This is a genomic window from Streptomyces sp. NPDC024698 (assembly GCF_055559015.1).
Genome location: NZ_JBVHLK010000004.1, coordinates 257,983 through 271,055 on the forward strand (window position 1 = coordinate 257,983; position 13,073 = coordinate 271,055).

Below are 13,073 nucleotides of genomic sequence, written 5' to 3' on the forward strand. Positions count from 1 at the left end.
GGGTCACGTTCGAGTTGAATGGTGACGAGTGAGTGAACTGTCGTGCGTCGCGCCTCGGCGCGGACGCAGCCAGCAGGGGGTCCAGGTGAGTGCTTCCCGGCGTCGTGGGACCACCGACGAGCTGGGGCCGGACGAGCCCGAGCGGGACGGCTCGGATCTGCTCGCCGCGCTGCTGGACGGCATGGACGCGGCCCTGTGCGCCTTCGACGCCGACGGGGTCCTCACCCACTGGAACCGCGAGGCCGAGCGCATTCTCGGGTGGACGGCGGCCGAGGCGGTGGGGCGGCGCGGGTTCGCCGGCTGGGCCGTGCGGACCGCGGACGCCGAGGAGGTCGAGGGCCGGCTGATGTCGTCCATGGAGGCGTCCGGCCGCCAGGTGCACGAGTTCGCGCTCCTGACCAAGGACGGCGGCAGGGTGCTCGTGCGCACCCAGTCCGCCGCCGTGCGCGGCCCGGACGGCAAGCCCGCCGGGGTGTATTGCGCCTTCAGCGAGGTGCACACCCAGATCGACCTCGAACGCTCGATCGCCCTGAGCGAGGCGCTCTTCGAGGACGCCGCCTGGGGCGTGGTGCTGGTCGACGCCGACCTGCGGCCCGCCGTGGTCAACGCCCACGCGGCCCAGGCCCTCGGGGCCGGACGCGGCTCCGTCCTCGGCCGGCCCCTGGGCGACCTGCTCGCCCAGGGGGTCGAGGAACTGGAGAGCGCCCTCACCCATGTCCTGTCCGAAGGCGCGCCCCCGGCACCCGCCGAGATGTGGGTGAACGTGCGCACGCCGGAGGGCGACCGGCGGCGGTGCTGGCTCAGCGGCTTCGTGCGGCTCGCCTCGCCGCTCGCCGAGGAGCCCGTGCCCCTCGGCGTCGGCTGGCTCTTCCAGGACGTCACCGAGGCCAAGCAGACCGAGCAGGAGGCGGCGCTGCTGCGCTTCCGCGCCCAGCAGCTGCATCGCGCGGCGCGGGCCGCCGCCGAGTGCGAGAACCCCGGCGAGGCCGCCTCCCTGCACCTCGACTTCGCCCTCGCGGGCTTCGCCGACCACGCCCTGGTCGACCGGGTGGCCGGGGGCGGTCCCGCGGACGGGGAGGGGCCCGTACGGCTCGTACGGACCGTCGCCACGCCCGCCGGGTCGCCCGGGCCGAGCCACATCGGCGGCAAGGCCGGACTGCCCCTGCGCTACGGCGCGGGGCACCCCGCGCTCCAGTGCGTGGACCGCGCCGGTTCGGTCCGGGCCGACGCGGCCGCGGCCGACCCCGAGCAGGCGCGCGAGTGGGCGCTGGCCCGGCAGTGGCCGCGCGACTCCGTGCACGCCCTGTGCGCGGTGCTGCGCAGCCGCGGCCGGACGCTGGGGGTCGTGACGTTCCTGCGGAGCGCGGGCCGCAGCCGGTTCGAGCGCGCGGACGCGATGTACGCGGAGGACGTGGCCGTACGGATCGCGATGGCCCTGGACCTGGAGGAGCTGGCCGGCGGCTCCTGAGGCCACCGCGGGCGCACACCCGCTCGCCGTGGCTCGCGGCGTCCCACCCCGGCGAGCACGCGCCCGTGCCGAGGGGGTCCGCCCGTGCCGAGGGGGCCCCGGGCCGTGCGCCCTCAGCGCCGGTAGAAGATCCGGTCCCCGTACTCCGTCATCACCCGGGTGTTCCACGCGTGGCCGCCGTCGACGTTGCCCGAGCGGAGCAGGGGCGGTTCGACGCCGCGGTCCGCGAGGTCGCCGGCCGCGGTGGCCATGACGGCCTGGAGGAGGGCCGAGGTGACGACGGTCGACGCGGGGGCGAAGGGGGCCTCGATGGAGTCCAGGGTGAGCTCGGCGTCGCCGATGGGGATGCGCGAGTCGAGGACGACGTCGCAGTGGTCCTTGAGGTAGGTGCCGGACACGTGCCGTGACGAGGTCCCGGTGGCGTAGGCGACGGAGGTGACGCCGACGACCTTCACCCCCAGGGCGCGCGCCTTCATCGCCATCTCCACGGGGAGCGCGTTGCGGCCCGAGAGCGAGATGATCACCAGCAGGTCGCCGGAGCGCAGCGGACTGGAGTCGAGCACCGCGCTCGCCAGACCGTCGACCCGCTCCAGGGCGGAGCCCAGGGTCGCCGGCATGACGTCGACGCCCACCACCCCCGGCACCGTGAGCAGGTTCATCAGGGCGAGACCGCCCGCGCGGTAGACGACGTCCTGCGCGGCGAGCGAGGAATGGCCGGCGCCGAAGGCGAAGAGCCGGCCGCCGTCCACCACGGTGTCGGCGATCAGCGCCCCGGCCGCCTCGATCTCCCCGGCGTCCTCGTCCCTCACCTGCCGCAGCAGACCGATCGCGGCGTCGAAGAACTGCCCGGCCAGCTTGCTGTCGCTCATCGGCGAAGCCCCTTAGAAGTCTCGTCGGCTTGGACGTCTCGTCGGCGCAGGGCGGGTGGACGGCTGAACCGGTCGCCCGGCGTGGCCGTACTCCCGTCGTGTCGCGGATCACGTTGCGGTCTGGACCACTGCCCTGTCAATACGGCTTGCGGGGCGCTCACGGGCGCGACGCGGAGGCGCGCGCGGGCGGGCCGGGAGCCCTGTTCCCGCGGATTCCGGGGCGATCGGTATCAAGCGGTTCGGACGGCGAGGCACGGTTGTCAGTGCTATGCGTCAGAATTGAGTTCAGGGCCAGCGCACAAGCCGGTGGGCCATCGAGTCTCCGGCAGAGCTAATCGAGGGGCACGAATGTCCGGACTGATCGACACCACGGAGATGTATCTCCGCACCATCCTCGAGCTGGAGGAGGAAGGCGTTGTCCCCATGCGCGCCCGGATCGCGGAGCGCCTCGACCAGAGCGGCCCGACGGTGAGCCAGACCGTGGCGAGGATGGAGCGCGACGGCCTGGTGGCGGTGGCGAGCGACCGGCATCTGGAGCTCACGGACGAGGGACGCAGGCTCGCCACGCGTGTCATGCGCAAGCACCGGCTCGCCGAGTGTCTGCTCGTCGACGTGATCGGCCTGGAGTGGGAGCAGGTGCACGCGGAGGCCTGCCGCTGGGAGCACGTGATGAGCGAGGCGGTGGAGCGGCGGGTGCTGGAGCTGCTGCGTCACCCGACCGAGTCGCCGTACGGAAACCCGATCCCGGGCCTCGAGGAACTGGGCGAGAAGGACGGCGCGGACCCGTTCCTGGACGAGGGCATGGTCTCGCTGTCCGAGCTGGACCCGGGTCTGGACGGCAAGACCGTCGTCGTACGGCGGATCGGGGAGCCGATCCAGACGGACGCCCAGCTGATGTACACGCTGCGGCGGGCGGGCGTGCAGCCCGGCTCCGTGGTCAGCGTGACGGAGTCGGCCGGCGGGGTACTCGTCGGCAGCGGCGGTGAGGCCGCGGAGCTGGAGCCGGACGTCGCCTCGCACGTGTTCGTCGCCAAGCGCTGACTCCTTCCGGTACCCGCGAGGGGCAGCTCCCGGGCGCAGACCCGGAGGCCGGCAGCCGCTGACCTCCACGTCGGCGTCCGGGAGCACGCCGGACACCCTGGGACCCACCCGTCCCGTACCCGCCTCGGGCGCGTCAACTGCTGTGACGGCAGAGGCAGTTGTGATGTTTTCGCGACCATGTCGAAACCAAGATTCAGTGTGCCGAATCGCAGCGCCGCGACCGTTTGCGTGCGAGGCTGTCGCGTGAGGCATATGACCTGAGGGCTCTTGACCGTGTCCGGGAGCGATGGCGCACGGTCGGAGAGGGGGCGTGAGGATGTGCCGCAGACGTGGCGAGGGCCCCGGCGCCTTACGGCGCCGGGGCCTGTCCTCCCCTGTGCTGACCCGGAGCCCCGAGCTCCCAGGGTCATTCCCTTCGGACCGTTTTCCCCGAGCGGTCCGCCTCCCGCTGAAGATCTCCCCCGGGCGACGGCCGTCAATCCTGGTGGGCGGTCACTCGAACGAGGGGTGTTGCGGCCGGAAAGGCCATTTTCGAATCCGCATTCGATAACGTGACGATGTGGCGGGAGCCCACGAGGGACATCGACCGGCACGGCGGGAACAGCGGCAGGAAGCGTACGGGTGGACCGGCAGGGAAGCGCTGGTGCGCGGCGGTCCGAGCGAGCTAGGGGGGTGCCATTACCGATGGTGCGGCGCATCGACGTGACGGGAGCGGGCGGAGTGCGCCTGGCCGCCTGGGAGTTCGCCGATCCCCCGAAGGACGAGGACCGGCCGAGGGCGTCCGCGGCGCCCGGCGTGCTGTTACTGCACGGCCTCATGGGCCGCGCCTCGCACTGGGCGTCCACCGCCCGCTGGCTCTCCGAGCGGCACCGCGCCGTCGCCCTCGACCAGCGCGGCCACGGCCAGAGCGACAAGGCCCCGGAGGCCGAGTACACCCGTGAGGCCTACGTCGAGGACGCCGAAGCCGCCCTCGACCAGCTCGGCCTCGGACCGGCCGTCGTCATCGGTCACGCCATGGGCGCCCTGACCGGCTGGCAGCTCGCCGCCAAGCGCCCCGATCTCGTCCGCGCGCTGATCATCTGCGACATGCGGGCCTCCGCGCTCGGCGCCGCCTCCCAGCGCGAGTGGGAGGACTGGTTCAAGGCCTGGCCCGTCCCCTTCGCCACCCTCGCCGACGTACGGAAGTGGTTCGGCGAGGACGATCCCTGGGTGGAGCGCCGCAATCCCGCCCGCGGCGAGTTCTACGCCGAGGTGATGCACGAGTCCACCGACGGCTGGCGCCCCGTCTTCGCACCCGAACAGATGCTCAAGTCCCGCCAGACCTGGGTGTACGACGCCCACTGGGAGGAGCTCGCCCAGGTCCAGTGCCCCGCCCTGGTCGTCCGCGGCCTCGACGGCGAGCTCGGCCGGGCCGAGTCCCAGGAGATGGTCCGGGTCCTGCCGCGCGGCCAGTACGCGGAGGTCGCGGACGCCGGCCACCTCGTCCACTACGACCGGCCCGAGGCCTGGCGCGGCGCGATCGAGCCGTTTCTCGACGGAGTGCTCACCGGCAGGAGCCGATGAGCCTCACCCCTTGCTGACGGCCGTGAGGATCTCCGGCAGCCGCCCCGCCGTCCGGGGCGCCGCGAGCCTGAGCCCCAGCAGCGTGATCAGCGCCCCGTAGCCCGCGCCCACCGGCAGCAGCAGCCAGGTCCAGCGGTCACCGCCGGCGCTGACGTTCAGCCAGATCGTCAGGGCGATGACGGGGGCGGCGAGCAGCGCGGCCGAGATCATGCCGCCGAAGATGGCGATCCAGGCGAGACCGCCCTGACCGGGGGCCACGTTCTTGTAGCCCTCCTGGGGGATGGAGTACGGGAAGCGGGCCGAGGACCACGCGCCGGTGGCCAGCATCGCGCCGAGCAGCGCGAAGGACAGGCCGAGCACCTCGGGCAGCTTCGCCCAGGCGCCGAGCAGCCCGGTCGTCACCACGGTCACGAGCGTCGCGTACGGCAGGGTGATCAGCAGCAGGGCCAGCGCGCGCCCGCGCAGTTCGACATAGGCGTCGCGGGTCGAGGAGATCGTCAGCGCGACCATCCAGAACGCGGACGTGTCCTGCCCGAACTGGTTGTACATCTGGATCCCGAGCATCCCCGCCGCGAAGCAGGCGAAGTACACCGAGCCGGTGCCCTGGAGCGCGTTGAACACCGGCACGATCAGACCGATGGCCAGCGAGGTCACCCAGGCCGCCTTCGTCTTCGGATCACGCCACACGTACCGCAGGCTGCGTTCCATGACCGTGCCGGTGCGTCCGGCCGGCAGCAGCCGCCCGAGCCCCGACGGGCCGCGCTCGCGCCCCGCGGGTTCCGCGGCCTGGAGCGTGGACCCGTCGGGCGAGGTCATCAACCGGGTCAGATGGCGGGACCAGAGCGCCAGCAGCCCCGCCAGGGCGGCCGCGCACAGCGCGAGCTGGACGATCCCGGCCGCGTACGACCCCTCGCTCACCGAGTCCACCGCGCCGACCGCCGACCCCGGCGGGATCCAGCGCAGCACGTCCGTCACCGGGTCGAGCTTCGCCAGTCCGCCCGTCGAACCGAGCCGCTGCGCGCCGAAGTTGACCAGCTGGGCGCCGACCGCGACGACCAGCCCGCTGAGCACCGCCAGATCGCGGCCCTTGCGGCTGGACAGCAGCCGGATGTTGGCGGCGGCGACGGCCCGCGCGAGGGCCACGCAGACCAGCAGGGCGAGTACGAGGGCGACCACCGCCGTCGCGTACGCGGCCGCCCCGTGCGCGACCGCGATCACCGAACCGAGCAGCAGGCAGAACGTGAAGAGCGGGCCGACACCGACCAGGGAGGCGGCCAGCAGCGCCCGGACGAGGGGCCGCGGCCGCAGCGGCAGCATCACCAGCCGCGTCGGGTCGAGCGTCTCGTCGCCGCTGGGGAAGAACAGCGGCATCACCGTCCACCCGATGGCCAGGATCACCGTGAGCAGGACACCGACGGCCTCGGCGTGCGTGTTGCCGCGCAGCGCGATCAGGCCGATCAGCTGGAGCACGGCGAAGAGCAGCACGAGGACCGTGGACGCGACGAACGCGGCCCGCCGCCCGGCGGACTGCCGCAGTCCGTTGCGCAGGAGCGCCAGCTTCAGGCGGACGACGACGGGGGTGATCGACGCGGTGGAGACGCCGGTCGCGGCGCTCACCGGGGAGCCCCGCCGCCCAGCCAGTCCAGGTCGGCCGAGGTCCCGCGGCCGTGTGCGCCGACCAGTTCCAGGAAGGCCTGCTGGAGCGAGGGCGCGCCGCCGCGTACGTCCGCGAGCGGACCGTGTGCCCGGATGCGTCCGGCCGCCATGACGGCGACCCAGTCGCACAGCGACTCGACCAGCTCCATCACGTGGGAGGAGAAGACGACGGTGGCGCCGGAGGCGGTGTACCGCTCCAGAACGCCCCGGATGATCTGCGCGGAGACCGGGTCCACGCCCTCGAACGGCTCGTCCAGGAAGAGGACTTCGGGGTTGTGCAGGAGCGCGCAGGCCAGACCGATCTTCTTGCGCATGCCGGTCGAGTAGTCGACGACGAGTTTGTGCTGGGCGCCGGCGAGGTCGAGGACGTCGAGGAGCTGGGTTGCGCGCTTGTCGACCTCGGCGCCGGGAAGGCCGCGCAACCGCCCGTTGTACGCGAGCAGTTCGCGCCCCGAGAGCCGCTCGAAGAGCCGCAGTCCCTCGGGCAGCACGCCGATCCGGGCCTTGACCTCCGCCGGGTCGCGCCAGACGTCGTGACCGACGACCTCGACGGTGCCCTGATCGGGCCTGAGCAGCCCGGTCACCATCGACAGCGTGGTGGTCTTGCCGGCCCCGTTCGGCCCGACGAGCCCGATGAACTGCCCCGAGGGAAGCTCCAGATCGATCCCGGCCACGGCGACCTGCTCACCGAACCGTTTCCAGAGCCCCCGCACACGTACGGCGGGCACACCGCCGTCCTTCGCTCCCTCGCTCATACAGGCACCCTAAGCGCGTACGCCCGCCGGACGGGCCGAGAACCGGTACCGGTCCCCGCCGGTCGGTCCTACCGGTCCCGTCCGCACGCGTAGGCCAGCGGGGAGATCAGCTCCTCCGCGTCCGGCAGCCAGCGGTTCGCGGGAGTCGGACGGCAGGCCCACTGCACGGCACCCCGGGAGCCGATCCGGGTCGGCGGCGCGGCCACGTAGGCGCCCTCGCCCAGTGTGCGAAGGTCGAGCGAGGCCGGCGGCCAGCCCAGCGCCCGTACGAGATCGGGGAGCTTCGCCGCCGCGCCGGGCAGCACGAAGAAGTGCATACGGCGGTCCGGGGTGCAGGTCACCGGGCCGAGGGCGAGCTCCATCCGCTGCATCCGGGCGAGCGCAAGGAACCCGGCCGACTCGGGCACCTCGATCGCGTCGAACGTACGCCCCGTGGGCAGCAGGATCGACGCCGACGGCTGCAACGACCAGAGCCGCCGCGCGACGGTCGCGCTGCCGGTGGCCAGGTTCGCCCAGTCCTCGCGCGCCGGATGCGCGCCGGGCGCGGCGCAGGCGGGATCGCCGCAGGAACAGAGCTGCACCCCGCCGGCCGCTTCCAGCCAGGTGCCGGGGAACACGTCCCAGTGGCGTTCCTCGGCATAGCGCACGGCGGTTTCCCGCAGCGACTCGCCACGCTGCTGGGGGATCTGTGCGGACTCGGTGCCTGCGATGGTCTCTTCCACGTGGACCTCAACTCCCGCGTCCACCCCGGGTTACGGGGGACACGCGCGCGGGGGAGGAGCATCGATTCCCCGCCCGGGGCGCATGGATGCACGTGCGGGGGCGCGCGGGGGGAACGGCAGCCGGGAGCGGGTAACCAGGGGTGGGGTCGGGCGAGCTCCCTTACCCCGGCAATCCTCACATGTCCCGCATCTTCGGTATGTCTGCGGGGCATTGATCTTCCTGGCCGGCCGCCCGGACGCGACCGGCCGGTGAGGCACGTCAACTCGGTGCGCGGACAGGCACCGCAGCCACAGGGGGGTACGCCATGGCCGCAAGGCCTCTGATCGCCAGGCAGCCGAACGAGCGGCTTCAGGCACTCATCCAGGAAGCGGGCTGCTCGAACGCCGGGCTGGCCCGCAGGGTCAACATGTGCGGAGCGGAGCACGGGCTCGACCTGCGCTACGACAAGACGTCCGTCGCGCGCTGGCTGCGCGGTCAGCAGCCCCGGGGGCGGGCCCCGGCGATCATCGCCGAGGCGCTGGGGCGCAAGCTCGGCAGGACGGTCACGATCGACGAGATCGGCATGGCAAACGGCAAGAACCTGGCGTCCGGCGTCGGCCTCCAGTTCTCGCCGACGATACTGGGCGCCATCGAGCAGGTCTGCGAGCTGTGGCGCAGCGATGTGGGACGGCGGGACTTCCTGTCCGGGTCGTCCGTCGCCGCCTCCGCGCTCGTCGAGCCGAGCCGCGACTGGCTGATCTCCTCCCCCGACTCGCAGGTGGCCAGGTCGGCGGGCCCGCGCGTCGGGCTCTCGGACGTGGCGGCGGTCCGCGCGATGACCCAGGCCCTCGTCGATCTCGACCACCAGTACGGCAGCGGGCACGTGCGGCCGGTCGTCGTGCACTACCTGAACAGCGTGGTCTCCGGTCTGCTCGCCGGCTCCTACCGCGAGGCGGTCGGACGCGAGCTGTTCGCGGCCGTGTCCCGGCTGACGGAGCTCGCCGGGTACATGGCCATCGACACCGGCCAGCCCGGGCTCGCCCAGCGCTACTACATCCAGGCGCTGCGGCTCGCGCAGGCGGCCGGCGACCGCGGCTACGGCGGCTACGTCCTGGCCGCGTCCATGAGCCACCTGGCCGCCCAGCTCGGCAATCCCCGCGAGATCGCGCAGCTGGCCCGCGCGGCCCAGGAAGGATCGCGCGGGCGCGTGACCCCGCGGGCGGAGTCGATGTTCCACGCCGCCGAGGCGCGCGGGCACGCGCTGATGGGCGACGCGCGCGCCGCGCAGGTGGCCTCCGGGCGGGCCGTCACCGCCCTGGAGAACGCGGACGCGGCCTCCGGGGACGACCCGGCGTGGATCGCGCACTTCGACGAGGCCTATCTGGCCGACGAACTGGCCCACTGCCACCGGGACCTCGGCCAGGCCGAGGCCGCCGCGCGGTGCGCCGAGGAGTCCCTGGCCGGCCTTCCCGAGTCGCGTGCCCGCCGCCGGGCCATCGGCTATGTCCTGCTCGCCACGGCGCAGGTGCAGCAGCGCGAGGTGGAGCAGGCCTGTCACACCGGTCTGCGGGCCGTCGAACTCCTCGGCACGCTCCGCTCCAACCGCGGCGCCGAGTATCTGGAGGATCTGCAACAGCGCCTCCAGCCGTTCCGGGACGAGGCCGTGGTGCGGGAGTTCGGGGCGCGCATGGAGCTCCAGGCGGCGGCGTGAGCGTTCCCGGGGGCGGGGTGTGATCATTTCTCTTCCGCGGCTTCCGGCCCCGCTCCCGTGAACATATGGCCCGTACCGACGTGAACTCCGGGAAAACGAGGGCGAGGTGGGGGAAGGGAGTGAGATACAGCGCAATCGGGGGCCGTTTCGTTACCCCTGTCACACAGTGCGGCGGTCACCTCAGGTGCTGCGTAGCAAGGGGTCGCGGGGACCCGGTAGCGTGAGCCGATGATTCCGAAGGTCCCCCATTCGTAGGAGTCCCGGTGACGCAGAGTGGACAGGGCGAGGAGCCCTCGGCGCGGCCCGCGCGCGAAGGCATCGTGCTGCCCTCCGACGGCAGCGAGCCGCTGCTGCCGGGCACGACGGGTGACGGCGCGGCCCCGGCCGGCGGTCCGGCCTGGGGCGGCCAGTGGGGCCCCGACCAGTCGGCCGCCCAGGCGCCCCGGTCCGGTGACGGCTGGGGGGCACCGGTGAACGCCACCCAGTCGTGGGGTGCCTCCGTGCCCTCCGATTCCGCGGGCTGGGCGGCGCCGGACGCGCACGGCGCACAGCAGGCGCAGGGCTTCGGGCAGCCGGGATCCGGTTCCGCGCCCCTGCCGCCCGAGAGCGCGCCGTCCTCGGCGTACGGCGCGGGGAACGGCTATGCGCCGGGGGCGCACGGCTCGCACGCCGCCTCCGGATACGACGGCTACGGCGCCTACGGGTCCCAGGAGCAGCAGGGCGTTCCGCTTCCGCCCGGCGGCGAGGACGGCGCCACCCAGTACATCCCGTACATACCGGCCGCCCCGGGTGCCGACGAGGGGGCGACGCAGTTCATACCGCCGGTCGCCGCCGCGCCGGACGAGGGCGCCACCCAGTTCATCCCGCCGGTCGGTCCGGGCGCGCTGCCCCCGGAGTCCGGGACCGGCATCCCGCAGTACCTCGGACAGCAGGCGCGGGGTTCGGACGCCGACGCCACGCAGTACATCCCGCCCGTGCCCGCGCAGCCGTCGGGGGGCTACGGGATGCCCGCCGGCGCTCCGGGGGAGCGGCAGCCCCCGGCGGAGTTCGACAATCTCTTCCGCACCGAGCCGGCACCGGCCGGAGCGACCCAGACGCTGCCCCGTATCGACGCGGGGCCCCCGCAGGCCCCGCGCGGCGCCGGTGACATGTACGGAGCCCAGCCCGGCCCGGGCGGGCCCGGAGGCCGGGCGGCGGGCCGCCGCGGCGGCCCGTCCGACGCGGGCGGCGGTGGCCGCAGCGGCTCGCGCGTCCCGGTGATCGCGGCGGTCGGCGTCGGCATCATCGTGCTCGGGGTCGGCGCCGGCGCCCTGCTCAGCGGCGGCGGAGGCGGAGGCGGCGGCACGGACGACACCGGCAAGACGGTGGCCGCGACCGCGCCCGCCTCGCAGGGCTCCTCGGCCGCCGCCGATCCGGTGAAGGCGCAGGCCGTAGAGCTGGATAAGCTCCTCGCGGACAGCTCCAACAGCCGCGGCTCGGTGATCAACGCCGTGGCGAACGTGAAGGCGTGCAACAACCTCGGCCAGGCGGCCGGTGATCTGCGGGACGCCGCCAAGCAGCGCGGCGAGCTGGTCACCCGGCTCTCCTCCCTCGCGGTCGACAAGCTGCCGAACCACGATCAGCTGTCGACCTCCCTCACCAATGCCTGGAAGGCCTCCGCGGCGGCCGACAACCACTACGCGGCCTGGGCCGACCAGGTCGGCAACGGGAAGAAGGGCTGCCACAAGGGTCACGCCCGCACCACCGGGCAGACCCAGGCCGGCGACGCGGCCAGCGGCACGGCCTCCGCCGAGAAGGAGAAGGCCGCCGGGCTGTGGAACGCCATCGCGTCCAAGTACGGCCTGACGCAGCGGACCCGCACCCAGCTGTGACCCACGACGAGAAGCCCGGCCCCCTCACCGAACGGTGAGGGGGCCGGGCTTCTCGTCGCGCCTACTGGTCCGCGTTGGACAGCGTCTTCGCCATGTTGACGAACCCGCCCCGCTGCGAGGTCAGCTGACCGTCGCGGATGACCTGGAAGGTGACGTCGGCGTTGACCAGGCGCGGGAAGTCGGCGGCCGCCGTCTGCGCGTCGAAGCGCCAGCTGAGGGTGGGCGTGAGTCCGCCCGTGCTCACCTTGAGGCCGTCGTCGAGCTCGCGCCGGATGGTGAGGGCCGAGATCTCCCCCGCGCCGAGGGACTCGATGACCTTCTTGAGCACGGTGTAGGCGATCCAGGTGGTCTGCACCCCGGCGTCGGCGGGGTCGATCCGGTTGTCGCCGAACGCCTGCTCCTTGAGCACCGCGCGCATCGGGTACCAGCGCGCGTCGTTCGCGGTCGGGTACCAGCCGGTGACGTACGAACCCTCGTAGGGGCCCGACTTGCCTCCGGTGGCGTCGATCTGCGACTGGTCGATGCTGCCGATGACCGTTCCGGTGTGCACCTTGCGGTAGTCCGCGCTGTCGCGCCGGAAGGAGTCCATGAACGTGTTCGTGCGGTCACCGAGCGCGGGGACCACACAGCCCTGCCGGCCGGGCTCGGACGTCGCGTGCTGGAGCGCCAGCTGCGTCGGCCGGGAGTACTCGGTGGCGTCCTCGGCCGCCCGCTGGTCCGCGGCCTGCGGGTGCCCCAGCGCCTTCAGGCCGGCGTCGAGCAGCACCGGGAGCTCGTCACCCGCGATGGTGTCGGGGCGTATGAGCGAGACCGGTCCGCAGTTCTTGCCGAGCTGCTCGCCGAGGCCCGCCAGCAGGACGCCCTGACCGCCGTTGACGGGATAGGAGATGGGGCTGGTGAACTCGTCGTCGGTGACCCCGAAGCCTCCGATGTAGGGGATGCCCGCGCTCTCCAGCGGAGCGAGGAACGCGCGGCTGTGCTGGCTGTAGGACCCCACGACCGCGACGACCTTCTCGTCCGCGGCCCGCTCCGCGCAGTGCGAGGCGTCGACCGGGTCGTTGTGGTCGTTGCAGGTGATGATCTCCAGCTGCCGGCCGTTGATGCCGCCGTGGGCGTTGACCCAGCGCGCGTAGGCCTTCGCCAGCGCCGGCATTCCGGGCTTGTTCGTCGCGTTGGTCTTCTCGGGGGCCCAGGTCATCACTTTGACGGGGCCATCCCCGGAGCCCCCCGTGGCACCAGGGATGACCCCGCATCCGACGGCGACCGACGCGCATGCGACTAAGGCGCTCGCGTACAGCAGCTTGGCCTTGCGGGGCCGGGGCGGAGTGGGGGAGGTGGTGCGGGTACGTCGCCTACCGGTCATGGGCATGCACGATTCCCCCACACCAGAAACCTTGGTGTGACTCGCGGTCGACACCGGGTGACGCAGAGGTGAAT

10 protein-coding genes are annotated in these 13,073 nt (G+C 73.1%); 5 read left to right on the top strand and 5 right to left on the bottom strand.

The genetic code is table 11. The features are described from left to right. Window positions 1–85 precede the first annotated feature (85 nt). Window positions 86–1,468, top strand: a complete 1,383-nt coding sequence (locus ACZ4AA_RS12110) for a PAS domain-containing protein (protein ID WP_467599558.1) — start codon at window positions 86–88, stop codon at window positions 1,466–1,468. Between the two features lie 113 nt (window positions 1,469–1,581). Here the strand turns inward: ACZ4AA_RS12110 and ACZ4AA_RS12115 are convergent, their stop codons facing one another. Continuing rightward, window positions 1,582–2,337: an SIS domain-containing protein gene (locus ACZ4AA_RS12115; protein ID WP_467599561.1), complete on the bottom strand. Its 756-nt coding sequence runs from the start codon at window positions 2,335–2,337 to the stop codon at window positions 1,582–1,584. Window positions 2,338–2,685: 348 nt separating this feature from the next. Between ACZ4AA_RS12115 and ACZ4AA_RS12120 the strand changes: the two genes are divergently transcribed. Beyond that, complete coding sequence (locus ACZ4AA_RS12120; RefSeq protein ID WP_467599564.1) at window positions 2,686–3,378, top strand: metal-dependent transcriptional regulator; 693 nt, start codon at window positions 2,686–2,688, stop codon at window positions 3,376–3,378. A 684-nt stretch (window positions 3,379–4,062) separates the two neighbouring features. After that, window positions 4,063–4,941 (top strand): alpha/beta fold hydrolase, encoded by an 879-nt coding sequence (locus ACZ4AA_RS12125; protein WP_467599566.1) that lies wholly within the window; start codon window positions 4,063–4,065, stop codon window positions 4,939–4,941. A 3-nt stretch (window positions 4,942–4,944) separates the two neighbouring features. Here ACZ4AA_RS12125 and ACZ4AA_RS12130 read toward each other — a convergent pair whose 3' ends face one another. The 3 genes from ACZ4AA_RS12130 to ACZ4AA_RS12140 all read right to left on the bottom strand — a co-directional run bounded on the left by ACZ4AA_RS12130 (window position 4,945) and on the right by ACZ4AA_RS12140 (window position 8,074). Beyond that, window positions 4,945–6,582, bottom strand: a complete 1,638-nt coding sequence (locus ACZ4AA_RS12130; protein WP_467600337.1) for a transporter — start codon at window positions 6,580–6,582, stop codon at window positions 4,945–4,947. Beyond that, window positions 6,555–7,352 carry an ABC transporter ATP-binding protein gene (locus tag ACZ4AA_RS12135; RefSeq protein WP_467599569.1) on the bottom strand — a complete coding sequence of 266 codons (798 nt, stop codon included), beginning with the start codon at window positions 7,350–7,352 and terminating at the stop codon, window positions 6,555–6,557. Before ACZ4AA_RS12135 ends, ACZ4AA_RS12130 begins: the two co-directional genes overlap by 28 nt. A 68-nt stretch (window positions 7,353–7,420) precedes the next feature. Continuing rightward, complete coding sequence (locus ACZ4AA_RS12140) at window positions 7,421–8,074, bottom strand: bifunctional DNA primase/polymerase (RefSeq protein ID WP_467599573.1); 654 nt, start codon at window positions 8,072–8,074, stop codon at window positions 7,421–7,423. A gap of 305 nt (window positions 8,075–8,379) precedes the next feature. Here ACZ4AA_RS12140 and ACZ4AA_RS12145 point away from each other — a divergent pair, with 305 nt between their 5' ends. Then, window positions 8,380–9,765 (top strand): transcriptional regulator, encoded by a 1,386-nt coding sequence (locus tag ACZ4AA_RS12145; RefSeq protein ID WP_467599576.1) that lies wholly within the window; start codon window positions 8,380–8,382, stop codon window positions 9,763–9,765. Between the two features lie 263 nt (window positions 9,766–10,028). Beyond that, entirely contained in the window at window positions 10,029–11,636 is a 1,608-nt protein-coding gene (locus ACZ4AA_RS12150; RefSeq protein WP_467599579.1) for a hypothetical protein, read from the top strand. Between the two features lie 61 nt (window positions 11,637–11,697). On the opposite strand, the gene ACZ4AA_RS12155 is transcribed toward ACZ4AA_RS12150, so the two are convergent. Next, complete coding sequence (locus ACZ4AA_RS12155) at window positions 11,698–12,999, bottom strand: ABC transporter substrate-binding protein (RefSeq protein WP_467600340.1); 1,302 nt, start codon at window positions 12,997–12,999, stop codon at window positions 11,698–11,700. Window positions 13,000–13,073 lie beyond the last annotated feature (74 nt).